This window comes from Bradyrhizobium sp. Kon69 (assembly GCF_055807515.1).
In genome coordinates, this window is record NZ_JBVVOS010000017.1 from 141,990 (window position 1) to 165,916 (window position 23,927).

Below are 23,927 nucleotides of genomic sequence, written 5' to 3' on the forward strand. Positions count from 1 at the left end.
CCTGCACCGCGTGTCCCCCGCGGCGCAGGGCCAAGTTTAGCCGCGGTGCGGGCGCCGCGACACCCATAATCATGGGGGCGCAAGATCATGGGGGCGCAAGGCATCGCTCTGGCGTTCCTGACGCGATGCCTACTGCTTCGTCGCGGCCGGCTTGTCCGGCGGCATAGGCGGGCTCGGCAGTCGCTGCATGACGGTGCGCGCGGTGCCGGCATTGTTCTTGTAGAACTGCTGATATGGCCTGGATCACGTCGAGCTTCGTCGGCCGCAGCCATGTCACCGGAGGTTCGGCCTGACGCCGACGGCGGCACAGGGGAAGTGAGGTAGGCCACAGACGGGTTGACTTAGGGGAGGAGACCCTCGAAATCTTCCCGGAGCCTGCCTAAGGACTCCCTTACGGATTGAAGCCTGCACCATGGTCGGATTGATCCCACCGGCTCCGATGTCCCGCCTGCAGCGTCTCGCCGGCCGTGTTGCGCTGACGATTGCTCTGACGCTGGTCGCGGCGTCGACCGCGCAGGCTGACAAGCGGGTGGCGCTGGTCCTTGGCGTGTCCAACTACCAGAGCGTCGCGCGGCTGGCCAATCCCGACAACGACGCGGCCGCCATCAGCGACGTCTTCAAGCGGATGGGGTTCGACGTCGTCGATCTGCGCCGGGATCTCGGCGTCATCGAGATGCGGCGGGCGGTGCGCGATTTTGCTGCGGTTGCCGCGGATTCCGACATGGCCGTGGTCTATTACGCCGGTCACGGCATCGAGGTGAACGGCGCGAATTTCCTGATTCCGGCAGACGCCAGGCTGCAGAGCGATTTCGACGTCGAGGACGAGGCGGTCCCGCTGGACCGGATTCTCCAGGCGATAAATCCGGCGAAGCGGCTGCGGCTCGTCATCCTCGATGCCTGCCGCGACAACCCGTTTGCGGAGCGGATGACGCGCAGTGTCGCCACGCGCTCGATGAACCGCGGCCTTGCCAAGATCGAGCCCGCGACGGCGGATACGCTGATCGCGTTCGCCGCCAAGGCCGGCGCGGTCGCCGGCGACGGCGACGGCGCGCACAGCCCGTTTGCGACCGCGCTCCTCAATCATCTGGCGACGCCGGGCCTCGACCTTCGCCTGACGCTTGGCCGGGTTCGCGACGAGGTGCTGAAGAGCACGGGGCGGCGGCAGGAGCCCTTCGTCTACGGATCGCTCGGCGGCGACACGGTAGCGCTGGTGCCGCAAATTGCCCCAAAGATCGATCCGGACGCGGAGTCCCAGCGGGACTACGAATTTGCAGCGCAGATCGGCACAAGGGAGGCATGGACGTCGTTTCTCGGCGTTCACGGTAGCGGCCTCTACGCTGCGTCTGCTCATGCGGCCCTCGACAAGCTGAATGCGGCGGAGAAGGCCCGTGAAAACGCAGACTTGCTGAGGCGGCAAGCCGAACAGCAGGCGAGGCAGAAGAACGAGGACGCCAAGAAGCAGATCGAGGAGCAGGCTGCGCGCCAGGCCGAACAGGCCAAGCTTCAGATCTCCGAGCAGGCCCGGCGCGATCTGGAGAAGGAGCGCCAACGCATCGCCGACCAGGCCAAGCGCGAGCTCGACGATGCCCGGCGGCAGGTTGCGGAGGCGCGCCGGCAGGCCGAGGACGCGGCCCTTCAGGTCGAGCAGGCGAAGAAGCAGGCCGCGCTGGACGCGCAGCAGCAGATCGAGGCCGCAAGGCGCGAACAGGAACAGCGCGAGCGGGAGCGACAGGCCACACTCGCCGCGCTAACTCCGCCGGCTGCGCCTGCCCCTGCGCCGGTTGTCGTGCCGGCAATGGATCCCGCGGATATTGCACGCCTGCTCCAGGCCCATCTGAAGCGCGTCGGCTGCGATCCCGGGACTACCGACGGTGCCTGGACGGCGCCGTCGCAAAAGGCGCTCGACAATTTCAACCGAAACGCCGGCACCAAATTCGACGTCAAAGTTGCAAGCCTCGACGTGCTCGATGCGGTGCGCGGCCGGCCCGATCGTGTCTGTCCGCTGGTGTGCGCCAAGGGACAAAAGGCAGAAGGCGATCGTTGCGTCCAGATCGTCTGCGACGGCAATGACGTGCTGGATGCCCAGGGCGTGTGCCGCCGGCGTCCCGATCCGCCGCCGCAGAAGCCAAAGGCGGTATCGCGCCAGGAGCCGAAGGCGGTATCACGCCACGAGCCGAGCCCGCGCGGTCGCGCGCGTCCGTCCGGCGGAGATTCATGCGGAGGCAGCTGTGAGGGCGATTGAGACCGGTGCCGAGGGCACGGTGCCTCGGCAGCTCACAGGCTGGGAACGACGTTGACGTTGACTTTCAGATTCAGGAACGTGCGCTTGCCGGCACCGTCCTCGAAGTAGAGACGGCTTTCGAAGCGGTCGCTGCCGGTAAAGCCGGAGTTCGGCCGGTACACAGCCTTTGTCGAGTTGACCAGGCTGTAAGACCCGTTCGCCGGAGCGACGACGACGTCCTGGCCCACGAACGGACCCAGCGACTGGAAATTGAACCCGCAACCGCGATCCTGCGCGACCCGCATCGGGATGACGACATTACAGCCCTGGCAGATGTTGAAATGCGGACGACGGCAAGCGGTGTTGGCATTCAAGCCGTGGGGGTTTGCGTAGCTCTTGAAGCCCGGGCGCATCTTGTCGGCGCTGGCAGTGTCGGAAAGCAGCAACGAGGCGGAGGTTGCAAGCGACAACACAATTGTCATGAAAGGACGGATCATTCTGAACACCCCTTGTCTGAAAATCCCTTGGCGGCCAATGAAGCAAAAGCGATTTATGCCGACATAGAAGCTCAAGCGCCCGGGGGAGGCAAGTATCCCCGGAAGGTTGCAGGACGGCTTCCCAATGCCATGCCCCTTCCACTATCATTTCGGGCAGGGAGTCGCCGGCAGGACGCGGCGCGGCGGCGACCGTCCGGCTGAAGGCCGGGCTGATATGTGATCGATGGCACAGACCTGAGGGCGGACCGCTACCGAAATAGTATTCATACAGATTGCAGCCCATTGCCGAAGCGTGGAACGAAGCCCGCATCATGGTCCGATTGAGCCCTTCAGTCCCGACGTTGCGCTCGAGCCGGTTGGACTGCCGGCTGGCGCTATCGGTCTTGTGGATGCTGGTCGCGGCGTCGACCGCGCAGGCCGACAAGCGGGTGGCGCTGGTCCTTGGCGTGTCCAACTACCAGAGCGTCGCGCGGCTGGCCAATCCTGACAACGACGCGGCTGCGATCAGCGACGTCTTCAAGCGCATGGGGTTCGATATCGTGGAGCTGCGCCGGGATCTCGGCGTCACCGAGATGCGGCGAGCGGTGCGCGATTTTGCTGCGGTTGCCGCGGATTCCGATATGGCGGTAGTTTATTACGCTGGTCACGGCATCGAGGTGAACGGCGCGAATTTCCTGATTCCGGCAGATGCCAGGCTGCAGAGCGATTTCGACGTCGAGGACGAGGCGGTCCCGCTGGACCGGATTCTCCAGGCGATAAATCCGGCGAAGCGGCTGCGGCTCGTCATCCTCGATGCCTGCCGCGACAATCCATTTGCGGAGCGGATGACGCGCAGTGTCGCTACGCGTTCGATGAACCGCGGCCTTGCCAAGTTCGAGCCCGCGACGGCGGATACGCTGATCGCGTTCGCCGCCAAGGCCGGCGCGGTCGCTGGCGACGGCGACGGTGCGCACAGCCCGTTTGCGACCGCGCTCCTCAATCATTTGGCGACGCCGGGCCTCGATCTTCGCCTGACGCTTGGCCGGGTTCGCGACGAGGTGCTGAAGAGCACGGGGCGGCGGCAGGAGCCCTTCGTCTACGGATCGCTCGGCGGCGATACCGTGGCGCTGGTGCCGCCGGTTGCCCCAAAGGTCGATCCGAACGCGGGAGCCCGGCGGGATTATGAGCTTGCTGCGCAGGCCGGCACCAAGCAGGCTTGGCTTTCCTTTCTCGCCGCTCATGCCAGCGGCATCTATGCCAACTTTGCGCATGCGGCGCTCGACAAGCTCGAGGCCGCAGAAAAAATCAGCGAGAACGCCGATGCCGTACAGCGGCAGGCTGAGCAGCAGGTCCGGCAGAAGAGCGACGATTTCAGGAAACAGATTGAGGAGCAGGCGGCGCGCGAGACCGAACGGGCCACGCAGCAGATCTCCGAGCAGGCCCGGCGCGATCTGGAGAAGGAGCGCCAACGCATCGCAGACCAGGCCAAGCGCGAGCTCGACGATGCCCGGCGGCAGGTTGCGGAGGCGCGCCGGCAGGCCGATGACGCGGCCCTTCAGGTTGAGCAGGCGAAGAAGCAGGCCGCGCTCGATGCGCAGCAGCAGATCGAGGCGGCGAAGCGCGAGGCGGAGCGGCGCGAGAAGGAGCGCCAGGCTACGCTTGCCGCTCTGACCCCGCCCGCCGCGCCAGCTCCTGCTCTCGCCGTGGCGCCGACTAGCGTGCCGGTGATGGATCCTGCGGACATCGCCCGCCTGCTCCAGGCGCACCTGAAGCGCGTCGGTTGCGATCCCGGTGCGGCCGATGGCGCCTGGACTGCTCCGTCGCAAAAGGCGCTCGACAGCTTCAACAGATATGCCGGCACCAAGTTCGACGTGAAGGTCGCAAGCCTCGATGCGCTCGATGCGGTGCGCGCCCGACCCGACCGCATCTGTCCGCTGGTTTGTGCGAGGGGGCAAAAGGCGGTCGGCGACCGCTGCGTCCAGATCGTCTGTGACAACAATTTCGTGCTGGATGCCCAGGGAATATGCCAGCGGCGTCCCGATCCGCCGCCCCAGAAGCCAAAGGCCGTATCTCGCCAAGAACCGAGCCAGCGTGCGCCGTCTGCTCCGGCCAGCAACGAAGGCGGCAAATGTTATACCTATGGCGGAAAGCAGTACTGCCAGTGATGCGGCGTTGCTGGCCCTGGGTTGAGGGCCGGCGAGATCCTCGCGTCCATCCAGGATGGCCCGTTTACGAAGCCTCTCCCCGCGGCGGCGGATATCGCCGGGCCAGCGCCGACAACGGCAAGTGTCGCTCGCCCTCCGGCAGCTCCAGATAGGCGAGCACGAGCGGCCGTTTCCAGTCACCGACGCCGAAATCCATCGCCATCCATTTCTGCGGTTCGGGGCCTTCGAGGCCCCGGACCCAGACGAAGAAGCGGGGGAGGTCGTCGGCGTCCGTTTCCGTCGCGCGTCTCCTGGCCATCGAAGCTGCTCGCTGCATCAACATACATTGCCGCACGATATAGGGACTGGCTCTGCGAAGTCGAACCCGTCGAGGAAGGTTCGTGCAGGCAAGCACGCGGCCCTCTCCTGGCGAAGTGTCCCCAGGGATGCGGATGCGGGCCGTACGGCTACCCGCTCTCGTCACTGCCAGAGTTCGCAGGTCGCAACCCGGTTGATGTCCGCGAGCCGCCGGCTGGTGTCGCCCTCGAGGTCGAGGCTTGCGACCAGCGTCAGCAGGCGATGATAGGCGCCGTCAGCGACCTCGACGGGCAGCGGAGCCTCTTCGAACGTCTCGACATAGCTGCCGACGAGACCGCTCAACAGACGGCACAGGCCGCGCTGTTCGGGGTCGTCACGGCCGAGCGTCTCGAGCTTTTGCTGAAAGATCCGGAAGGTGCGCAGGCCGTGGTGCTGTTGCGAAAGCCACGTGTGCAGGTCGTTCATATGAGCTCCTTCGAATTGCGGAAGAAGCTACCGGTTTATACAGGTGGGATGTGACGATTGCTAGGGAGAGGGAGGTACTGGACTCGTTGAACCAGTCCGCCTTCGCCAAGGCTTCGGCGGGACAGCCTTCGCTGCTTCGCATGGCTAGGATTTAGCCCGGCTTGCCAAGCCGTAGCTGCGAAGCAGCGAAGGCTGGTGCCCCTGGCCGGAATCGAACCAGCACTCCTTGCGGAACTCGATTTTGAGTCGAGCGCGTCTACCAGTTCCGCCACAGGGGCCCTCGGTCGGCCCTAAGCGGGCGTCGCGAAGCCGGCGGACTATAGCCATGGACCAAGCGGGGTCAACCCGCGCCAAAGTGATCCCGGCCGTTCTCGACAGCCGCATGAGCCGGGGCTACAGCCTTGGAAAGCGACCCATCGAAAAGAGGCTGCCGTGACGACCCAGAGTGCCGCAATACCTGCATTCAAACCGGCGGCCACGAGCCCCGCGCTGGCCGCTTCGCTCGCGGTCACGCTGATTGCAGCCGCGACCATCGCGGGCGCCTGGTTCTTCCAGCTGGTGCTCGGGATCCTGCCCTGTCCGCTCTGCCTTGAGCAGCGCTACGCCTATTACCTCGCGATCCCGCTCGGCCTGCTCATCGCATTCGCGGCGCGGAGCGGTGCGCCGAGGCCGCTGCTGCTCGCGGGCCTCGCGATCCTTGTGCTGGCGAGCCTCGCCAATGCCGGGCTCGGCACCTATCACGCCGGCGTCGAATGGGGCTTTTGGAAGGGACCGACTGACTGCTCCGGTCCCCTCGTCAATCTCGGCAGCGCCACCGACCTGCTGTCGCGGCTCGACACCGTGAAGGTGGTCCGCTGCGACGAGGTGCAGTGGCGCTTCCTCGGCCTCTCGCTGGCCGGCTACAATTTGCTGATCTCGCTCCTGATGGCTGCGATCGCCGCGTGGGGATTCGTTGCAACGGCGAAGCGCTAAGGCTCAATCATCCACATCGTCCTGCGTCCGGCCGAACAGGTGCACGATGCCCGGCGTCGCGATCGTCACGAAGACGAAACGCGAGAGGTGATGTGCGCCGACGAAGATCGGGTCGATGTGCAGCGTCAGGGCCAGCGCCAGCATGGCGTCCATCGCGCCCGGTGCGTAGGCGACCACGACGTCGGAGAATTTCACCTGCGTGGTGAGCGCTACGATGCCGACGAAGATCGCGGAGACGGCGATGGCGACGGCGAACGAGCCCAGCGCCGCGTTGATGTGGCCGGCGAGCGTCTTGATCCGCATCCGCGCGAAGCGGCTGCCGATCAGGGCGCCGATGCCGACCAGCGCCACGCCGCGTACCCAGTCCGGCAGGCCGCCCTCGACCCAGCCTGCGCCATGCAGCACGCTTGAGCCGATCATCGCACCGAACATCCAGCTCGCCGGAAACTTGATCAGCCGCAGGACGAGCGCCGCGGCCAGCGAGGCCGCGACCAGCTCGACGAGGTCGAGCGGCGACGCGATGGTCGTCGTCAGCGATGGCGCGACGGAGGGCGCCACGCCGGCGAACGCCAGCACCATCGGCAGCGCCGCGGTGAGGATGATCACGCGCATGGTCTGCACCACCGCGATGCCCGGCAGGTCGGCGCCGCGCTCGACCGCCAAAATCGTGATCTGCGACAGCGCGCCGGGGCTGCCGGCGAGGAAGGCCGAGGTGCGGTCCCAGCCGTGGATGCGCTGGAGATAATAGCTGGAGCCGAAGGTCGAGCAGAAGGTCGCGAGCGCGAGCAGCCCGATGGTGAGCGGATAGGCACCGACCTGTTGAAGCAGGTGGCGCGAGACGACTGATCCTAACGAAATGCCGAGCAGCACCAGCACGGTCTGGGTCAGGATCGGCGGCAGCGTCAGCTGGCGACCGGCGATCGCGGCGATCCCGACCGCGATCATGGAGCCCGAGATCAATCCTCCCGGAAGGCCCGCGAGCAGAAACACGAGGCCTCCGGCGGTGCCGATGACAAGCGTTTCCACCGTGCTCAAGATCTTGGCACGGCTCGGCCATTCGAACGGCAGGGAGGCGGTGATTTGCTTCACACCGCCTTATCGCAAATCAGCGAGAGGCGCACAATTGCGGCCACGTCATGCCGCAATGCGCGCGCCTCTCCCGAAGCCGCGAGCAGGGGGGAAGGATTTACTTCTTGTCCGCAGCCGGCGCGGCCATGCCGGCCTTGGCTTCCTTCATGCATTCGCGGCGGAATTTCTTGCGCTCCTTACCCTTCAATGCCTTGGCATCCGCCTGCTTGGAGCATTCGAGTGACTCGGCCGAGTGCTCCTTCGGTGCCTTCTTGTCCATGGGGGCGGCGGTTGTGGTCTTGGTGTCGGTCTTTGCTGCCGGCGCGGCGGTCTGTGCGAAGGCGGTGCCGGTGGCGAGCAGCGAGGCGAGAGCGACGACGGCGAGGCGGGAGGTGAAGGTCATGGTGCTGCACTCTTCTTGCGGGAATTGCGAAGGGCGCGAAAGTCGGCCGGCGTTGCTGAACGCGACATGAATAATTCGAACGTGGAGGGCCACTATATTTTGGCGGCAGTAGCCATCGCTTCCTTGTCGCGAGCGGGCGGCACGCTAGGATAGCAATCCTCGGTTCACTTCCCTCGGGGAAGATCAAGGAGGAGACCAAGGATGACCATTCAATCAAAGTTGCTGTGTGCAGTTGCGCTGTCGGGCTTTGTTGCGCTGGTGGCGAGTGCGCCGGCGCAGGCGCTGACCTCGCAGGAGTGCAGCGCGAAATACCAGGCCGCCAAGAAGGACGGCTCGCTCGGCACCACGAAGTGGAATGACTTCCGCAAGGCCCAATGCGGCGCGGACGCGACGCCCGCGGCTGCGCCGACCGCGGCCGCTCCTGCTGCGCCTGCCGCTCCCGCCGAGCCGAAGCAGGCGAAGAAGGAGGCCGCCCCGGCTGCCGCGCCGACGCTGCCGGCCGGCCCCGCGATCTATCCAAACGCAGTCGATCCGAAATACGCCAAGGAGACCCCCGGCAAGGGGCGCCTGCACACCTGCGTCGACCAGTACAACGCCAACAAGACCACCAACGGCAATGGCGGCATGAAGTGGATCGAGAAGGGCGGCGGCTATTACAGCGAATGCAACAAGAAGCTGAAGGGCGCCGCCTGACGCTTCAAGACGACGCAGAGGCCGGAGCCAAGCTCCGGCCTCTTGCTTTAATCCAGTAGCTTCTCGGCCGATTTCGCCACGAGCTGCGATCGCTTGCGCGGGCCGCGTTCGACGAACAGCAGGCTCTGGCCGAAGATGAAGCAGTAGAACAGGAAGGCCTGCGCTTCAGCCGCCTCGGCCTCGAGGCCGGTCGCGCGATAGAGTTCAGCGACGTGCTTCAGCCGCGCCGCGTCCACATTCGCCACAGCTGCCGCGGCGCCCTCGTCCGAGCGGGCCCATTGCCGGATCGCAAGCTCGATTGCCATCCCGTCCGGATTGAGCCGCTCCGAATAGAGCTGGATCACTGCCCGCAGCCGTTCACGGGGCTCTTGGCCATCGAGCCTCGTCTGCTGCGCGATCGCCGTGGAGCGCCCCTCGCGCCAGCGCTCCAGCATGGCACCGAGCAGCGCGGCACGGTCGGCGAAGCGGCGATAGAAGCCGCCCTTGGTGACGCCCAAATTCTTGGCGAGCACCTCGACCCGAACCCCCTCGACCCCAGATCGGGCGAGCTCGGTGAACCCTGCCTCGACCCAGACATCGCCTTTGCCGTCACTCATGCAGGAAGCCTCGCCGATTCTTGATACGGTACCGTATTGCTAACGCGGGAGGAGGTTGATACGCTACCGTATCAACAATCAAAGCCAGAAAAGGCCAGGGAGAATTGCGATGGAGCAGGAGGCGACCTATCGCGGCACGGTCTATCCATGGCAGTGCGATCACGTCGGCCACATGAACATCATGTGGTATGTCGGCAAATTCGACGAGGCCAACTGGAATCTGTTCGCCCGCCTCGGGCTGACGCCGAGCTATCTGCGCGGCTCCGGCCGCGGCATGGCCGCCGTGCAGCAGAACATCACCTACAAGCGCGAGCTGCTCGCCGGCGACATCGTCGAGATCCGCAGCCATCTGCTGGAGATCCGCGACAAATCGATCCGCTTCCGGCACGACATGACCAATGCCGAGACCGGCGAGATCGCCGCGTTCTGCGAGATCACGGGCGTGCACATGGACCGCAGCCAGCGCAAATCGGTGCCGTTCACGGACGCCATTCGCGAGATCGCCTTGAGACATCTCGCCGAGCCGGCGGAGGCCTGAGCCATGGCCGCATACGAGCCGAAGAACCCGGGCTATCGCGCGGCTGCCATCGCCATGTTCGATCGCCAGCCGGCAATGCACACGCTCGGCATCGCAATCGTCCGCCTTGCGCCGGGCGAGGCTGAACTCGCCATGCTGCATTCGCCGGCCCTCACACAGCAGAACGGCTTTGTCCACGCCGGTATCATTACCGCCGGACTCGACAACGCCTGTGGTGTCGCCGCCTTCACGCTGATGGCGCGCGAGGCCGATATCCTCACCGTCGAGTTCAAGACTACGCTGCTCGCGCCGGCACGGGGCGAGCGTTTCGTCTTCAAGGCCGAGGTGGTCAAGCCCGGCCGCACGTTGACCTTTTGCGAGGCCAAGGCGTTTGCCGAGCACGACGGCAAGGTCACGTTGATCGCCACGATGACCGGGACGCTGATGGCAATGCTGCCGCGCGATGCGGCTGCGCAAGCGCCGACCCCGATACCCGCATAGCGTGGCGATGACATCGGCGCCGCGACACTCTATATGAGCTGTAACAATTCCCAGTCTCGAACCGTATCGCCGGAGATGGGACCGAAATGGAACGAGATATGGCTGGATTCAGGAATAGAGCCCTTGTGCCGACGCGGCGCGCGGCGCTGACGCTGATTGGGGCGGGCGCCCTTGTCGCGGGTGGGATCACCGCGGCGCGCGCGGCGACCGACGAAGACGAGGTGCTGACCGAAGCCAAGGTGCTGCGCGACCCGGATGTTCCCGTCGCCGGTAATCCCGACGGGAATATCAGCATTATCGAATGGTCCGACTACAACTGCCCCTATTGCCGCAAGCTCGAGCCCGAGTTGCGTCAGGTCATCCAGGACGACGGCAAGGTCAGGCTGGTGATGAAGGACTGGCCGATCCTCGGGCCGGTCTCGGTCACCGCGGCGCGGGCGGCGCTCGCGGCGAAATTCCAGGACAAATACCACCAGGCCCATGACGCCATGATGGGCGTCAGCTCGCGACTGACCGAGCCGCGCATTAACGAGTTGCTCGCGGCGGCCGGCGTCGACATGGATCGGTTGAAGCGCGATCTCGCCGACCACGCCAAGGACATCGACGCCGTGCTCAAGCGCAACAACGAGCAGGCCGAAGCCTTCGGCTTCCGCGGCACCCCCTCCTTCATCGTCGGCAAGTACCGAGTGCCGGGCGTACTCAGCATGAACGAGTTCGAGCAGGTCATCGCCGACGCCCGCAAGGCCAAGATGAACTGAGCCGAGCGATATTCACCGCGCAATACGAAGGCGCCGCCGCGGACCCGCGACGGCGCCTCATTTCATTCATGATACCTTACTTCGAGGAGATGCGGACCCAGTCCTTGTGCGCGCGATCGCGCAACGCGTCCCAATCGGCCTTGGCGACATCCCAGTTCACGATGGTGCGATTGGTGGTCGCGACCTCGCCATTGGCGACCGACGACGTCTGCATGGAGTCATAAACATACACGCCACAGCCAAGCAGCAGCGCGCCCAAAATCATTCCAAGAAACATCCGCATCGCGAAACCTCCAATGACGGGCGATAACGTCGACCCGGATCGATTGTTCCGCGACAGTGCGGCGCAGGTAAGGAGAGGTTGTTCATTCTCCATTCAGCCACTCCACCAACTCCGCGTTGATCTCGCGTGGGTAGGTGTGGCTGAGGTCGTCGATCTCGCGATAGGTGACATTCGCGCCGGCGGCAGCGAGGGCTGCCTGCGTCTGCCGCGCGGTCTGCACCGGAAACATCCAATCGAGCTTGCCGTGCGTGATGAAGATCGGCAGGCGCTGCAGGCGTGTGGCGTCGGCCATCTCCGCCATCAGCGGATGGAAGGTCGCCGAGACCGGCGCGAGATGCGTGAAGGGCGAGGCGCCGTCAAGCCCGGTGACGTAGCAGAAGGTGCCGCCGTCGCTCATGCCGGTGAGCAGCATGCGCGAGGCGTCGATGGTCCAGCGGCTGCGCACCGTTTCGAGAATGCGGATGAGGTTGGGCGTGTCGGAATCGTCACCCATCAGCGCCCAGGTCGGGCCGGTCGCGGTCGGCGCCACCAGGATCGCACCAAGACTGCGGGCGTCGCGCAGCCAGCTCCACAGAAAACTGCGGCCGTTGCCGCTGCCGCCATGCAGCGCCATCACCAGCGGCATGGCGCGATCGGGCGTATAATATTCGGGCACGTAGACCGAATAGCCGCCGCGGCTGCCGGGCTCGTTTTGATCGTGGATGATGCCGGTGTGCGCGTCCGCGCCGGCTTCGAACCGCGACAACAGGTCGGCGTTCTCGCGATTGGCGGCGTTGAGGAAGAAGCTGCTGACCGGCGGAAACTGCACGGCCAGCGGATAGAGTGCCTCCTGCGCGCGCGGCAGATGGCGCAGCGCGCGGAAGACCGCGACGAGGTCGCCATTGCCACGCTCGACCTCGCGCAGGCCGGCAAAGGCGGCGAACGTTTCGTCGCAGGCACGATCGAGCCGCTGGCGCAGTCCGGTAAACTGCTCCGGCCATTCCCCGATTGCCGCGCGCGCCGTTTGCAGCGCCTCGTCGGGAGCGCCGATCGCGTTCATCACCGAGGCGAAGGCCGGCGGGTGCAGGTTGCGCTGAAAGAAGCCGAGCGCTTCCAGCGCATTGAGCAGCGGCGGCAGCACGGCCAGGATGTCGTCAACGACGGCCTCGCTCATCGTCGTTTCCCTGCTTCAGTTCGACTTGTCAGTGCAGCTTCGGCGCCTTCAAGAGCTTGAAGCGATCGGTCGAGGTCACTGTGACATCGAAGGTGACGCCTTCATGATGTACCGTCAGCGGCACGTCGACGCCGGCGGCGCCGAGGCCCCACAGCTTCTTGTAGAAGCCGGTCTGACTTGTGACCTTCTCGCCGTCGACCGCGAGGATGACGTCGCCGGTCTTGAGCTCGGCGCGGGCGGCGGGACCATTGGCGGAGATTCCGATCACCACCACGCGGTTGTCGATCTCGGTCGAAAAGAGTCCGAGCCATGGCCGTGCCGGCTTGTTGACGCGACCGAACTTGCGCAGATCGTCGAGGATCGGCTTCAACAGGTCGATCGGCACGATCATGTTGACGTGCTCGGCCTTGCCGTCGCGCTCGCGTTCGAGCTGGAGCGAGCCGATGCCGATCAGCTCGCCGCGCTCGTTGAGGAGCGCCGTGCCGCCCCAGTTTGGGTGCGCGGGATGGGTGAAGATGGCCTCGTCCAGCAGATATTCCCAGTAGCCGGCGAATTCCTGCTTGGCCACGATCTGGCTCGCGACCGAACGCGTGCGTCCGCCAGCGCCGCCGACCACGACGCGGTCGCCGAGCCGGGTCTCGGCCGAGATACCGAGCGGCAAGGGGGCGACGTCGAGCTGGCCGAGCGCCTGCACCAGGCCAAAGCCGGTGACGGCGTCGAAGCCGAGCACATGTCCCTCCACCACGCGCCCGTCTCCGACATGCAGCCACACGGACTCTGCCTCGGTGATGAGATAACCGATGGTGAGCACCAGCCCATCGTCGATCACGACGCCGTTGCCGGCGCGCTCGGTCCCCAGTGTCTCGGCGCTGAAGGCGTCCGGCGGGATGATGGCATGCAGGCCGACGACGGAGGCGAGCGCGCGGTCGAGATCGAAACCGTAATCGCTCGCACGCGGTTGATTGGCCGGCGGCACTCTCCATTCGGTCAGGGCGGGCATCGAGTTCTCCTGGCTGAGAGCATCGCTCCGCTGTGGCTAGCGGAACGACGCACGAAGCACGCATAATTTAGGCCGGAGGAGGCCGTCTTGAAAGCCTCGTTCCTAACTATTCCAGAGAACGCCATGTGAAATCTTTGAAAGGCACAGGACCGGTTATGCACGGTCGGTCGGGCGGCTCTCCGGCATTGACCGCATGGCTGCTGTCCGGCGAGGTGCTAGGCGCCGCACAATGAAGCTGCTAACCATTGCCGCTTCGCTTGACCTAGGGATCACGGACCGAAGCATGGACAACCGCAGCGACATCTGGCGTGGCATCGACACGATCAAGGCACGTTTCATCGACCTCAGCGACAAGGTCTGGGGCATGCCCGAAGTCTGCTACACCGAGGCGCGGTCCGCCGCCGAGCATCTTGCCGAGTTGCGTCATCAGGGCTTTCGCATCACCGAGCAGGTCGCGGGCATTCCGACCGCGGTGATGGGCGAATGGGGCGAGGGCGGGCCGGTCATTGCCTTCATGGGGGAATATGACGCGCTGCCGGGCCTCAGCCAGGAGGCGGGCGTCGCGGAGCATCGTCCGGTCGAGACCGGCGGCCATGGCCATGGCTGCGGTCACAATCTCCTCGGCTCGGCGGCGCTGCTGGCCGCGACCGCGGTGAAGGACTGGCTTGCCGAGAACAAGGTGCCCGGCCGCGTGCGTTATTACGGCTGCCCGGCGGAAGAAGGCGGCGCGGCAAAAGCCTTCATGGTGCGCTCCGGCGCATTTGAAGACGCCGACATCGCCATCACCTGGCACCCGAGCAGCTTCTGGGAGGTGGCAGTGACGCCGTCACTCGCCAACACCCGCGCCGATTTCATCTTCACCGGCCGCACCTCGCATGCGGCGGCCTCGCCGCATCTCGGCCGCTCCGCGCTCGACGCGGTGGAACTGATGAATGTCGGCGTGAACTATATGCGCGAGCACATGCCGAGCGATGCGCGCGTCCACTACGCGGTGCTCGATACCGGTGGCATCGCGCCGAACGTGGTGCAGGCCCACGCGCGTGTGCGCTATTCGATCCGCGCCCGCGACCTGCCCGGCATGAACGAGCTGGTCGGGCGCGTGAACAAGATCGCGCAGGGTGCAGCCTTGATGACCGAGACCAAGATGGAGATGAAGATCGTTTCCGCGGTCTCCAACATCCTGCCCAATGCTCCCTTGGAGCAAGCGCTGCACCGGGTCATGGAAGAGCTCGGCCCGCCGCATTTTGACGACGCCGACAAGAACTTCGCGACCCAAATCCGCGCAACGCTGAGCGACAAGGACATCGCCGCGGTCTATTATGCGATTGGCATGGAGCCGACCGAGCGGCCGCTGGCCGACTTCCTGGTGCCGCTCGATGCCAAGCGTAACCCGCAGGTTGGCTCGACCGACGTCGGCGACGTGAGCTGGGTGGTGCCGACCGTGCAGGTTCACGCACCCACGGTTGCAATCGGCACACCCTTCCACACCTGGCAGGTGGTCGCGCAGGGCAAGAGCGCGCATGCGCACAAAGCCATGGTGCAGGCGGCCAAGGCGATGGCCGGCATCGGCATCAAGGCGCTGACGGACCCCGAGCTGATCAAGGCTGCCAAGGCTGACCTTAAGAAGCGGACGGCCAAGACGCCTTACGTCTGTCCGCTGCCAGACCACGTCGCGCCGCCGCTCGACATGTCCGTGGCGTAGAATTTCGCCTCGATACTTCGTCTGATGCCGCGATCAAATTTTCTGCAGTGCAGCGCGGAATTCAGCGTGTTTTGATGCTGGATTGCCGAACGGATGGGCTGCGGAATATGGTTTTGCCCAACAGACAGTCAGAAGACCGTTTGCATACACACGGTCGCAGTTGACGCGCACCCCATTCGGTGTGCCATCTACCGCCAGCCAAGCCCGGTGGTCGCCTCGCGCGACCGCCTGCATCCATACGGGAACCAGACGGGGACAACCATGCTGGACAAAGAACTGCGTTCGATGATCGGTGACGTGAAGGACGGGCGGATGGATCGCCGCGGCTTCATTCAGCGCCTGGCTGCCGTGGGTCTCACTGCGCCTTTGGCGAACCAGATCCTCGCGCTTGGCGGCGTCGCGATGGCCGAGGGCGTCTCGACCTACAAGCCGACCAAGCGCGGCGGTGGTGGTGCGCTCAAGCTGCTGTGGTGGCAGGGGCCGACTCTGCTCAATCCGCATTTTGCCACCGGCACCAAAGACCAGGACGGCGCGCGCCTGTTCTACGAGCCGCTCGCCTGTTGGGATCCCGACGGCAATATGAAGCTGGTTCTGGCCGCCGAAATTCCCTCGATCCAGAACGGCGGCCTCGCCGCTGACGGCAAGTCGGTGACCTGGAAGCTCAAGCCCGGCGTCAAATGGCACGACGGCACGCCGTTCACAGCCGACGACGTCGTCTTCAACTGGGAATATGCCAAGGATCCGGCGACCTCCGCGCTGACGATCGCGACGCTCCGCGACATCACCGTCGAGAAGGTGGACGACCTTACGGTCCGCATCCTCTTCAACAAGCCCACGCCGTTCTGGGCCGACGCTTTTGTCGGGGCTCCCAATACGATCATCCCGAAACATCTGTTCAAGGACTATATGGGATCCAAGTCGCGGGAGGCGCCGACCAACCTCTCGCCGGTCGGCACCGGTCCCTACAAGTTCGTCGAGTTCAAGCCGGGCGATCTTGTCCGCGGCGTGATCAATCCCGATTATCACATGGCGAACCGGCCCTATTTCGATTCGATCGAGATGAAGGGGGGCGGCGACGCCGTCTCGGCCGCGCGCGCGGTGATCCAGACCGGCGAATATGATTTCGGCTGGAACATTCAGGTCGAGGACGACGTGCTGCTGCGCCTGGAGAAGGGCGGCAAGGGAAAGACCGTCTACGCCGTCGGCGGCGACACCGAATTCATCGCACTGAACTTCACCGATCCCAACACCGAGGTCGATGGCGAACGCTCCTCGATGAAGACCAAGCACCCGCTGTTTTCCGATCCGGCAGTGCGCAAGGCGCTCTCGCTGCTGATCGATCGCGAGTCGGTCAAGAAGGCGATCTACGGCCGCGCCGGCCGCACCACCGCCAACTTCCTCAACGGGCCCGAAAAATTCGTGTCCAAGAACACCACGTGGGAGTTCAGCATTGAGAAGGCCTCGAAGATTCTCGACGACGCCGGCTGGAAGCCGGGCGCCGACGGTATCCGCGAGAAGGACGGCAAGAAGCTGAAGCTCCTCTACCAGACCGCGATCAACGGGCCGCGTCAGAAGACGCAGGCGATCGTCAAGCAGGCGTGCCAGAAGGCGGGCATCGACGTCGAGCTGAAATCGGTCGTCGCCTCCGTGTTCTTCTCCTCCGACGTCGGCAATCCCGATACCTATTCCAAGTTCTACGCCGACATGGAGATGTTCCAGATCCCGCTGAGCCAGCCCGATCCGTCGCAGCACATGCGTCGCTATCTTTCGAACCTAGTCGCGACCAAGGAAAATAAGTGGCAGGGCACCAACTTCCCGCGCTGGGTCAACAAGGAATACGACGCGACCATTCTTGCCGCGGACGGCGAGATGGATCCGGTCAAGCGCGCGGCGTTCTACATCAAGGCCAATGACCTCATGTACCAGGACATCGTCTTCATCCCGGTGCAGCACCGCCTGAAGGTCGAGGCAGCCGCCAACAATCTGCGCCCGGTCGTTTCTGGCTGGGCCAACGAGACCGACAATTTGTTCGACTGGTACCGCGAAGAATGATCACGCACGCCTAGAGCGGTCCTTCTTCATGAGCCAGTATGTCCTGCGTCGCCTCCTGATCGCGATTCCGAGCCTGCTCGGAATCTCGCTCGTGCTGTTCGTCGTGCTCGCACTAGCCCCGGGCGATCCCTTCTCGGAGCTGGCCACCAATCCGAACGTGCCGCCCGAAGTCGCTCTCGCGCTTCGGGCGAAGTTCGGCCTCGACGATCCGATCTACCTTCGTTACCTGCACTGGCTCAACGCCATGCTGCACGGCGACTGGGGTTTCTCCTTCGTCAGCCGGATGAACGTCGACACGCTCATTCTCCAGCGACTGCCAACGACGCTCTATGTGATCGGCTCGGCGCAGATTCTGGCGCTCCTGATCGCGATCCCCGTCGGGGTCTATGCCGCAACGAAACCTTATTCGCTGTTCGACCAGGTCGCCAACACGCTCGCCTTTGTCGGCTTCTCGCTGCCGACCTTCTTCACCGGCATCCTGTTCATCCTGATTTTCTCGGTCACGCTGGACTGGCTGCCTTTCGTCTACACGACCGACATCAAGGGCACCGGTATTCACTGGCTGGCGGAGACGATCCGTCAGGCGATCATGCCGGTGGCGGTGCTCGGCCTGTTCCAGGCTGCGTCGATGACGCGTTTCGTGCGCTCGGCGATGCTCGACGTGATCCGGCTCGACTACGTCACCACCGCTCGCGCCAAGGGCATCGGCCAGCGGCGGGTGATCATCAAGCATGTGATGCGCAACGCGATGATCCCGGTCGTCACGCTGATTGCGTTGCAAATCCCGGCGGTGTTCGGCGGCGCCATTGTCACCGAGCAGATTTTCCGCATCCCCGGCATCGGCTCGCTGCTGATCTCCTCCATCCTTTCCAACGACACGCCGGTGGTGATGGCCGTCACCTTCGTCTTCGCGTGCCTGGTCGTGCTGTTCAATCTCATCGCGGACGTTCTTTATGGCTGGCTTGACCCTCGCATCTCCCTCCGCTGAGCGGCGCGTCTACTCGCCCTGGCGCGAGACGTGGCGGCGCTATAGCCGCCACAAGCTTGCCGTGGTCAGCGCGTTCCTGCTCCTCGTTCTGATCCTGGCGGTGGTGGTCGGCCCCTTTATCTGGCGGGTCAAGATCGACGACATCGATATCGTGGCGGGCATGCAGGGGCCGTCGCTGGCCCATCCCTTTGGCACCGACGATCTCGGGCAGGATATCCTTGCCCGCATGATCTATGGCGGGCGCATCTCGCTCGCGGTCGGTCTCGCCGCGATGCTGGTCTCGGTCTTTGTCGGGGTGCTGATCGGCGCGCTCGCAGGCATGTCGCGCGGTGCGCTCGGCCATGGGCTGATGTGGCTCACCGATCTCTTCCTGTCGCTGCCGCAATTGCCCCTGCTGCTGCTGCTGATCTATCTCTTCCGCGACGGGCTGAAGGCCGCTTTCGGCCCCGAGGGCGGCATTTTCATCCTGATCGTGCTCGTGATCGGTGGCTTGCGCTGGATGCCGGTCGCCCGCCTCGTCCGCGCCCAGTTCCTGTCGATCCGCGAGAAGGAATTCGTCGAAGCCGCGCGCGCCCTCGGGGCAAGCCCGGTACGGCAGGTGGTGCGCCATATCCTGCCCAATGCGCTGGGTCCGGTGATCATCGCCGGCACCATCGACGTCGCCGCAGCCATCATCGCGGAATCGACGCTGTCCTTCCTCGGCCTCGGCTTCCCGCCGGATACGCCGACCTGGGGCCGGCTGCTCTATGATGCCAAGGACTTTCTCGACATCGGCCCGCACTGGGCGCTGTTTCCGGGCGGCGCGATCTTCATCGCGGTGGTCGCCATCAACTTCATCGGCGACGGCCTTCGTGACGCGCTCGATGCGCGGCGGGTGATCTGATGGCGCCGTTGCTCGAGATCAAGGGACTGAAAACCCACTTCTCCACCGACGACGGCATCCTCCAGGCCGTCGACGGTGTCGACATCTCCATCAACCGGGGTGAGACGCTCTGCGTCGTCGGCGAATCCGGCTGCGGCAAGACCGTCACCGCGATGTCGATCCTGAAGCTGATCGCGATGCCGCCGGGCCGCATCGCGGCGGGCGAGATCATCTTCGAAGGCCGCGATCTCGTGCCGCTGACGAGCAGTCAGCTCGACGAGATCCGCGCCAAGGAGATTGGCTTCATCTTCCAGGAGCCGATGACCTCGCTCAATCCGGTGCTCACCATCGGCGAGCAGATCGCCGAAAGCCTGCGCCGCCATGAGAACGTCACCAGCAAACAGGCGCTCGAGCGCACCATCGAGATGCTCAAGCTGGTACAGATACCCAACGCCGAAGGCCGCGTGCACAACTATCCGCATCAGTTCTCCGGCGGCATGCGCCAGCGTGTGATGATCGCGATGGCGCTCGCCTGCAAGCCGAAACTGATCATCGCCGATGAGCCGACGACGGCTCTCGACGTCACTATTCAGGCGCAGATCCTCGACCTGCTCCAGGACATGAAGGAACGCTTCGGCATGGCGGTGATGCTGATCACCCATGCCATGGGTGTCGTCGCCGAGACCGCGCAGCGCGTCGTCGTGATGTATGCCGGCAAGGTGGTGGAGGAGGCGCCTGTCGACGACCTCTTCGGTAATCCCGGCCATCCCTATACCCAGGGACTGATCCGCTCGATCCCGCGCATCGATCTCGCCAGCGAGCACAAGCTGCGGCTGGAGGCGATCGGCGGCTCGGTACCGATCCTGATCAATCCGCCGGTCGGCTGCCGCTTCGCTCCGCGCTGCCGCCACGCCATGAGCGTCTGCACCGAGAGGGAGCCGCTGCTGCGCGAGATCGCGCCCGGCCACCGCATGGCCTGTCATCTCGGCGATACGCAGTTGGGAGGCGCAGCATGACCGAGCCCTTGCTCCGCGTCAGCGGCCTGAAGAAATATTTTCCCGTGCACGGCGGGCTGTTGTCGCGCCAGGTCGGCAGCGTTTACGCGGTCGACGGAGTCTCATTTTCGGTCAATCGCGGCGAGACGCTCGGCCTCGTCGGCGAATCCGGCTGCGGGAAGTCGACGACGGGACGCTGCGTGCTGCGCCTGATCGAGCCGACCGACGGCGAGGTCGTGTTCGACGGCCAGGACGTCGGCCAGCTCAGCGGCACCGATTTGCGCGCGATGCGGCGGAACATGCAGCTCGTGTTCCAGGACCCGTTCGCCTCCCTCAATCCGCGCATGACGGTCGGCGCCATCCTCGGCGAGGCACTGATCATCCATAAGCTCGGCTCATCGGCCAAGGAGCGCGAGGATCGCGTTGCGAGCCTGCTGGTGAAGGTCGGTCTCAAGGCCGAGCACATGCGGCGCTATCCGCATGAGTTCTCCGGCGGCCAGCGCCAGCGCATCGTGATCGCGCGCGCGCTCGCGGTCGAGCCGAAGCTGATCGTCTGCGACGAACCGGTGTCCGCGCTCGACGTCTCGATCCAGGCGCAAGTCATCAACTTGCTGGAAGATCTCCAGGCCGAGCTGAACCTCACCTATCTCTTCGTCGCGCACGATTTGTCGGTGGTCGAGCACATCTCCGACCGCGTCGCGGTCATGTATCTTGGCCGTATCGTCGAGCTCGCCAAGGCGAGCGACCTCTACCGCAATCCGCAGCATCCCTACACGAGGGCGCTGTTATCAGCGGTGCCGGTGCCCGATCCCAAGCTCAAGCGCGAGCGCATCCGCCTCAAGGGCGACGTTCCGAGCCCGATGAAGCCGCCGTCGGGCTGCCACTTCCACACCCGCTGTCCTATCGCCCAGCCGCGTTGCGCGGAAAGCGCACCGGAGCTGAAGGAGGGAGCGGGCGGGCACTTTGTGGCGTGCCATCTCGCCTGACGCCGGGGAAAGCGGAGCGCCCATTCATGCGTGAAGCAAGCCGTGCTCCGAAAGGGCCTGCCTGAAAGTCTCAACCGAGGTGTGGTGATGCGCGAACAGGCCCGCCTCTCGTGCGCCGGCGACATTGGCCATGAGATCGTCGACGAACAGGACGCTCTCCGGTTTGACGTCGAGCTCCGACAGACAGAGGCGGAAGCAGCGCGGGTCTGGCTTCGCCGTCTTGAACCGGGCCGAGGCGTAGATCCGCGCGCCGAACAGCGGCGGCAATTCCGGCAGCAGCGCAGCGATATGGCCGGCGACTAGCGTGGTGTTGTTGGTCAGGACGGCAATGTCGACGGTTTGACGCAAGCTGCCGGCAATCTCCAGCATGGCATGATCGGCCTGCATTGACCGGCGTCGCGCCTCGATCCACTCGTCCAGTGACAGCGGATAGCCAATGCGGTCGCCGAAACCCCGCAAATAGTCCGCGGCATCGAGAGTGCCGGAATCGCCGAGCAACTCGAAGCCGCTGTCCCAGATCGCCTTGTGGACGGATTCGCTCGTGGTCCCCGCAAGCTTCGCCAGCCATGCGACACGCTTTGCCCTGTCGTAGTCGCAAAGGACATTGTCCATGTCGAAGAGGACGAGCTTGATTCTACCAGTCACAGCGGCACTCTCGGATGGGCCGAACATCCGGCCGTGATCCAAGCCATACCGCGCTGGAGCGCCGGCGACAAATCGGGCCAGCGGTCGATCCGTCACGCGCTCCTGGCGGGCCAGGGAACGACCTGTCCCGACATCACCAGCCGGTCACGGCCGTTGTCCTTGGCGGCGTAGAGCGCGCGGTCGGCGGCGGCGACCAGCGTGCTGCAGTCCGTCGTGGTTTGGGATGGAAGGCTCGTCGCGCCGCCGACGCTTGCAGTCACCAGGCGGGAAGGGGGACTTTGCGCGTGCAGCATGGCCAGATCGTGCAGGGCCTTGCGAATCCCATCGCCGACCTCGGCGCAGCCCTCGGGACCGGTGTCCGGCAACAGCACGGCGAATTCTTCGCCACCATAGCGTGCCGCGAGATCGGCCGGGCGCTTGGTGTGCGCGGACAGGATTCGGGCCAGCGCGCGCAGGCATCCGTCACCGGCCAGATGGCCGTATTGGTCGTTGAATTTCTTGAAATGATCGACATCGATCAGCAGGAGCGAGAGCTGCGTGCCGTCGCGCCTTGCGCGCGCCCATTCGTCTGCGAGACGCTCGTCGAAAGCGCGCCGGTTGGCGAGGCCGGTGAGGCCGTCGGTCGTTGCAAGCGAGGCGAGCTTGTCCTGAAGATCCTTTTGCTCGGTCATGTCGCGCACCACCGCGACGACGCCGTCGATCTCGCCGCTGTCCGACGCCAGGGTCACGTGCAACGCCGCCTCCGCCCAGATCTCGCCCTTGTCGCGATGACGCTGGCGATAGACGAACCGCGTCTCCTCGGCCTCGCCATTCTTCAGCGCGGCGATAGCCTGCTCGACCCGCTCCATGTCGTCGGCGTGAATGCCGGCCAGGGCCGAGGCGGACAGCAGTTCGTCGGAGGACCAGCCCGTGATGCGCACGCACGAGGGGGAAACGTAGAGCAGCCGGTTGTCCAGCCCGATCCGGGTCACCATGTCGCTGGATTGCTCGGCCAACAGGCGGAAGTTTGCTTCGCTGACGACAAGGGCCTGGGCCGTGCGCTGCCGCTGCACGAGCTGACGGACCAGGTAAAAGCCGATCACCGCGATCAGCAGCACGAGGCCGAGGACGAAGATGGTGCGCGCAGCCGCGGCTTGCCGCCAGGGCGCCAGCACGTCGTCCCGCGACTTGCTCGCCAGCACCATCAGGGGATAGCGGCTGCTGCGTTGGTAATAGCTGAGCCGCTGGACGCCATCGAGTGGCGACTTGAAATAGTAGACTGCCGCGGCGGGACGACTTTCCCATCCCTTGAACAAGGGCGCATTGGACAGGTCGCGTCCGACAAAGGCGCCGCTGTCGTCGCGGCTGCGCGCCAGCATGATGCCGCTATCGTTGAGCAGCGATGCCGAGCCGTTGGTACCGATGTCAAACCGCTCGTAGAACTTGACGAAATAGCTGACGTCGATCGTGAGCAGGGCAACGCCGGCGAAGCCGCCGTCGGCATCGTTGATCCGGCGGGACGCGGTGACGACCCATTGGCCCCCGGCTCGACTCTTCACGGGCGGTCCGATCAACGTGCCCATCTCGGGCGAGTCGCGATGACGCTGGAAATATCCGCGGTCGCTGTTGTTGAGCTTGGAGAAGTCGAGCCGCTCGGTCGTGGCAAGCCACTGCCCGGTCGCGTCATAAACGAAGATGCCGCGGATGCGGTCCGATGATTTCCGTGTCGGCAGATAGGCCTGAAGCTTGGTAATCGTGTCCGGACCCGTGCCGTCGATCTCGAGCCGATGGACTAACCCGACGAGGATCGTATCAACGAGTTCGAAGGTGTCGTCCGCGTGCTGGATCAGCGAATGCGCCAGATTGGCGACGTCGATCTCGGCGTTCTTGAGATCGGCATTGCGTGTTTCCCATTCACGCCAGCCGCTCAAGCCGAGGATGGCGAAGCAGGTCAGGATGACGAAACCCGCTGCCCAGAGCGGAAGGCGCGTCTTTCCGAGTTCGCGGCCCGTGGTCATCAGGCTTGCTCCATTTCGGTGCAAACCTCTCACTTTGGCCTTAACGGCCTGTTGCAACATCCGCGCGGATTGTGCGCTTCCGGTTGGAACAATCCTCGGCAATGGACAGGCTATTGTCGAGCTAATCAGGCT

24 protein-coding genes and 1 tRNA gene are annotated in these 23,927 nt (G+C 64.8%); 13 read left to right on the forward strand and 12 right to left on the reverse strand.

The genetic code is table 11. The features are described 5' to 3' along the window. Positions 1–412 precede the first annotated feature (412 nt). On the forward strand, positions 413–2,242 hold the full coding sequence (locus AC0L3U_RS22945) for a caspase family protein (RefSeq protein WP_473363308.1): 1,830 nt from the start codon (positions 413–415) through the stop codon (positions 2,240–2,242). Positions 2,243–2,274: 32 nt separating this feature from the next. On the opposite strand, the gene AC0L3U_RS22950 is transcribed toward AC0L3U_RS22945, so the two are convergent. After that, on the reverse strand, positions 2,275–2,793 hold the full coding sequence (locus AC0L3U_RS22950; protein ID WP_473363309.1) for an Ig-like domain-containing protein: 519 nt from the start codon (positions 2,791–2,793) through the stop codon (positions 2,275–2,277). A gap of 236 nt (positions 2,794–3,029) precedes the next feature. Between AC0L3U_RS22950 and AC0L3U_RS22955 the strand changes: the two genes are divergently transcribed. Continuing rightward, the gene (locus tag AC0L3U_RS22955) at positions 3,030–4,862 is read left to right on the forward strand and encodes a caspase family protein (RefSeq protein ID WP_473363310.1); all 1,833 of its coding nucleotides are present in this window, start codon (positions 3,030–3,032) and stop codon (positions 4,860–4,862) included. Between the two features lie 64 nt (positions 4,863–4,926). Here the strand turns inward: AC0L3U_RS22955 and AC0L3U_RS22960 are convergent, their stop codons facing one another. The 3 genes from AC0L3U_RS22960 to AC0L3U_RS22970 form a co-directional block, all read right to left on the reverse strand. Next, positions 4,927–5,160, reverse strand: a complete 234-nt coding sequence (locus AC0L3U_RS22960) for a hypothetical protein (protein ID WP_247817356.1) — start codon at positions 5,158–5,160, stop codon at positions 4,927–4,929. Between the two features lie 161 nt (positions 5,161–5,321). Further along, entirely contained in the window at positions 5,322–5,624 is a 303-nt protein-coding gene (locus AC0L3U_RS22965) for a hypothetical protein (protein ID WP_473363311.1), read from the reverse strand. A 193-nt stretch (positions 5,625–5,817) separates the two neighbouring features. After that, a tRNA-Leu gene (locus AC0L3U_RS22970) sits at positions 5,818–5,902 on the reverse strand. Between the two features lie 154 nt (positions 5,903–6,056). Between AC0L3U_RS22970 and AC0L3U_RS22975 the strand changes: the two genes are divergently transcribed. Continuing rightward, the gene (locus AC0L3U_RS22975; RefSeq protein WP_473363312.1) at positions 6,057–6,596 is read left to right on the forward strand and encodes a disulfide bond formation protein B; all 540 of its coding nucleotides are present in this window, start codon (positions 6,057–6,059) and stop codon (positions 6,594–6,596) included. Positions 6,597–6,599: 3 nt separating this feature from the next. On the opposite strand, the gene AC0L3U_RS22980 is transcribed toward AC0L3U_RS22975, so the two are convergent. Further along, the gene (locus tag AC0L3U_RS22980; RefSeq protein ID WP_473363313.1) at positions 6,600–7,685 is read right to left on the reverse strand and encodes an AbrB family transcriptional regulator; all 1,086 of its coding nucleotides are present in this window, start codon (positions 7,683–7,685) and stop codon (positions 6,600–6,602) included. Between the two features lie 97 nt (positions 7,686–7,782). Then, on the reverse strand, positions 7,783–8,067 hold the full coding sequence (locus tag AC0L3U_RS22985; RefSeq protein WP_473363314.1) for a PsiF family protein: 285 nt from the start codon (positions 8,065–8,067) through the stop codon (positions 7,783–7,785). A 201-nt stretch (positions 8,068–8,268) separates the two neighbouring features. Between AC0L3U_RS22985 and AC0L3U_RS22990 the strand changes: the two genes are divergently transcribed. Then, positions 8,269–8,760 (forward strand): hypothetical protein, encoded by a 492-nt coding sequence (locus tag AC0L3U_RS22990; RefSeq protein WP_473363315.1) that lies wholly within the window; start codon positions 8,269–8,271, stop codon positions 8,758–8,760. Between the two features lie 47 nt (positions 8,761–8,807). Here the strand turns inward: AC0L3U_RS22990 and AC0L3U_RS22995 are convergent, their stop codons facing one another. Continuing rightward, a complete protein-coding gene (locus tag AC0L3U_RS22995; RefSeq protein WP_473363316.1) occupies positions 8,808–9,356 on the reverse strand; it encodes a TetR/AcrR family transcriptional regulator in 549 nt (182 codons plus the stop codon). Positions 9,357–9,465: 109 nt separating this feature from the next. On the opposite strand from AC0L3U_RS22995, the gene AC0L3U_RS23000 reads away from it, so the two are divergent. The 3 genes from AC0L3U_RS23000 (at position 9,466) to AC0L3U_RS23010 (ending at position 11,132) form a co-directional block, all read left to right on the forward strand. Beyond that, positions 9,466–9,894, forward strand: coding sequence for an acyl-CoA thioesterase (locus AC0L3U_RS23000; protein WP_473363317.1), 429 nt, complete (start codon positions 9,466–9,468; stop codon positions 9,892–9,894). 3 nt (positions 9,895–9,897) lie between these two features. Then, positions 9,898–10,374: a PaaI family thioesterase gene (locus AC0L3U_RS23005; RefSeq protein ID WP_473363318.1), complete on the forward strand. Its 477-nt coding sequence runs from the start codon at positions 9,898–9,900 to the stop codon at positions 10,372–10,374. Between the two features lie 98 nt (positions 10,375–10,472). Next, positions 10,473–11,132 (forward strand): DsbA family protein, encoded by a 660-nt coding sequence (locus AC0L3U_RS23010; RefSeq protein ID WP_473363319.1) that lies wholly within the window; start codon positions 10,473–10,475, stop codon positions 11,130–11,132. Between the two features lie 76 nt (positions 11,133–11,208). Here AC0L3U_RS23010 and AC0L3U_RS23015 read toward each other — a convergent pair whose 3' ends face one another. The 3 genes from AC0L3U_RS23015 to AC0L3U_RS23025 form a co-directional block, all read right to left on the reverse strand. Further along, positions 11,209–11,415 (reverse strand): hypothetical protein, encoded by a 207-nt coding sequence (locus AC0L3U_RS23015; RefSeq protein ID WP_027514183.1) that lies wholly within the window; start codon positions 11,413–11,415, stop codon positions 11,209–11,211. 82 nt (positions 11,416–11,497) lie between these two features. Next, positions 11,498–12,568, reverse strand: coding sequence for a phospholipase (locus AC0L3U_RS23020; RefSeq protein WP_473363320.1), 1,071 nt, complete (start codon positions 12,566–12,568; stop codon positions 11,498–11,500). Between the two features lie 28 nt (positions 12,569–12,596). Further along, complete coding sequence (locus tag AC0L3U_RS23025) at positions 12,597–13,568, reverse strand: S1C family serine protease (protein WP_456767514.1); 972 nt, start codon at positions 13,566–13,568, stop codon at positions 12,597–12,599. Positions 13,569–13,851: 283 nt separating this feature from the next. On the opposite strand from AC0L3U_RS23025, the gene AC0L3U_RS23030 reads away from it, so the two are divergent. The 6 genes from AC0L3U_RS23030 (at position 13,852) to AC0L3U_RS23055 (ending at position 21,153) form a co-directional block, all read left to right on the forward strand. Then, the gene (locus AC0L3U_RS23030) at positions 13,852–15,270 is read left to right on the forward strand and encodes a M20 family metallopeptidase (protein WP_456767517.1); all 1,419 of its coding nucleotides are present in this window, start codon (positions 13,852–13,854) and stop codon (positions 15,268–15,270) included. A 261-nt stretch (positions 15,271–15,531) separates the two neighbouring features. Beyond that, positions 15,532–17,322, forward strand: a complete 1,791-nt coding sequence (locus AC0L3U_RS23035) for a peptide ABC transporter substrate-binding protein (RefSeq protein ID WP_473363321.1) — start codon at positions 15,532–15,534, stop codon at positions 17,320–17,322. A 28-nt stretch (positions 17,323–17,350) separates the two neighbouring features. Then, positions 17,351–18,310, forward strand: coding sequence for an ABC transporter permease (locus tag AC0L3U_RS23040; protein WP_106941042.1), 960 nt, complete (start codon positions 17,351–17,353; stop codon positions 18,308–18,310). After that, complete coding sequence (locus AC0L3U_RS23045) at positions 18,276–19,193, forward strand: ABC transporter permease (protein ID WP_007597392.1); 918 nt, start codon at positions 18,276–18,278, stop codon at positions 19,191–19,193. The genes AC0L3U_RS23040 and AC0L3U_RS23045 overlap by 35 nt, the downstream gene beginning before the upstream one ends. Beyond that, positions 19,193–20,188: an ABC transporter ATP-binding protein gene (locus AC0L3U_RS23050; protein WP_473363322.1), complete on the forward strand. Its 996-nt coding sequence runs from the start codon at positions 19,193–19,195 to the stop codon at positions 20,186–20,188. Before AC0L3U_RS23045 ends, AC0L3U_RS23050 begins: the two co-directional genes overlap by 1 nt. Then, positions 20,185–21,153, forward strand: coding sequence for an ABC transporter ATP-binding protein (locus AC0L3U_RS23055; RefSeq protein ID WP_473347290.1), 969 nt, complete (start codon positions 20,185–20,187; stop codon positions 21,151–21,153). The genes AC0L3U_RS23050 and AC0L3U_RS23055 overlap by 4 nt, the downstream gene beginning before the upstream one ends. 24 nt (positions 21,154–21,177) lie before the next feature. On the opposite strand, the gene AC0L3U_RS23060 is transcribed toward AC0L3U_RS23055, so the two are convergent. After that, positions 21,178–21,825 (reverse strand): HAD family hydrolase, encoded by a 648-nt coding sequence (locus AC0L3U_RS23060; RefSeq protein WP_473363323.1) that lies wholly within the window; start codon positions 21,823–21,825, stop codon positions 21,178–21,180. A gap of 65 nt (positions 21,826–21,890) precedes the next feature. Beyond that, complete coding sequence (locus tag AC0L3U_RS23065) at positions 21,891–23,795, reverse strand: sensor domain-containing diguanylate cyclase (RefSeq protein WP_473363324.1); 1,905 nt, start codon at positions 23,793–23,795, stop codon at positions 21,891–21,893. Between the last annotated feature and the right edge of the window lie 132 nt (positions 23,796–23,927).

Coding starts and splice junctions, on each gene's coding strand:
- AC0L3U_RS22945 (WP_473363308.1), top strand. CDS start 413: ATGGTCGGATTGATCCCACCGGCTCCGATGTCCCGCCTGCAGCGTCTC.
- AC0L3U_RS22955 (WP_473363310.1), top strand. CDS start 3,030: ATGGTCCGATTGAGCCCTTCAGTCCCGACGTTGCGCTCGAGCCGGTTG.
- AC0L3U_RS22960 (WP_247817356.1), bottom strand. CDS start 5,160: ATGGCCAGGAGACGCGCGACGGAAACGGACGCCGACGACCTCCCCCGC.
- AC0L3U_RS22965 (WP_473363311.1), bottom strand. CDS start 5,624: ATGAACGACCTGCACACGTGGCTTTCGCAACAGCACCACGGCCTGCGC.
- AC0L3U_RS22985 (WP_473363314.1), bottom strand. CDS start 8,067: ATGACCTTCACCTCCCGCCTCGCCGTCGTCGCTCTCGCCTCGCTGCTC.
- AC0L3U_RS22990 (WP_473363315.1), top strand. CDS start 8,269: ATGACCATTCAATCAAAGTTGCTGTGTGCAGTTGCGCTGTCGGGCTTT.
- AC0L3U_RS22995 (WP_473363316.1), bottom strand. CDS start 9,356: ATGAGTGACGGCAAAGGCGATGTCTGGGTCGAGGCAGGGTTCACCGAG.
- AC0L3U_RS23000 (WP_473363317.1), top strand. CDS start 9,466: ATGGAGCAGGAGGCGACCTATCGCGGCACGGTCTATCCATGGCAGTGC.
- AC0L3U_RS23005 (WP_473363318.1), top strand. CDS start 9,898: ATGGCCGCATACGAGCCGAAGAACCCGGGCTATCGCGCGGCTGCCATC.
- AC0L3U_RS23010 (WP_473363319.1), top strand. CDS start 10,473: ATGGCTGGATTCAGGAATAGAGCCCTTGTGCCGACGCGGCGCGCGGCG.
- AC0L3U_RS23015 (WP_027514183.1), bottom strand. CDS start 11,415: ATGCGGATGTTTCTTGGAATGATTTTGGGCGCGCTGCTGCTTGGCTGT.
- AC0L3U_RS23020 (WP_473363320.1), bottom strand. CDS start 12,568: ATGAGCGAGGCCGTCGTTGACGACATCCTGGCCGTGCTGCCGCCGCTG.
- AC0L3U_RS23025 (WP_456767514.1), bottom strand. CDS start 13,568: ATGCCCGCCCTGACCGAATGGAGAGTGCCGCCGGCCAATCAACCGCGT.
- AC0L3U_RS23030 (WP_456767517.1), top strand. CDS start 13,852: ATGGACAACCGCAGCGACATCTGGCGTGGCATCGACACGATCAAGGCA.
- AC0L3U_RS23035 (WP_473363321.1), top strand. CDS start 15,532: ATGCTGGACAAAGAACTGCGTTCGATGATCGGTGACGTGAAGGACGGG.
- AC0L3U_RS23040 (WP_106941042.1), top strand. CDS start 17,351: ATGAGCCAGTATGTCCTGCGTCGCCTCCTGATCGCGATTCCGAGCCTG.
- AC0L3U_RS23045 (WP_007597392.1), top strand. CDS start 18,276: ATGGCTGGCTTGACCCTCGCATCTCCCTCCGCTGAGCGGCGCGTCTAC.
- AC0L3U_RS23050 (WP_473363322.1), top strand. CDS start 19,193: ATGGCGCCGTTGCTCGAGATCAAGGGACTGAAAACCCACTTCTCCACC.
- AC0L3U_RS23055 (WP_473347290.1), top strand. CDS start 20,185: ATGACCGAGCCCTTGCTCCGCGTCAGCGGCCTGAAGAAATATTTTCCC.
- AC0L3U_RS23060 (WP_473363323.1), bottom strand. CDS start 21,825: ATGTTCGGCCCATCCGAGAGTGCCGCTGTGACTGGTAGAATCAAGCTC.
- AC0L3U_RS23065 (WP_473363324.1), bottom strand. CDS start 23,795: ATGACCACGGGCCGCGAACTCGGAAAGACGCGCCTTCCGCTCTGGGCA.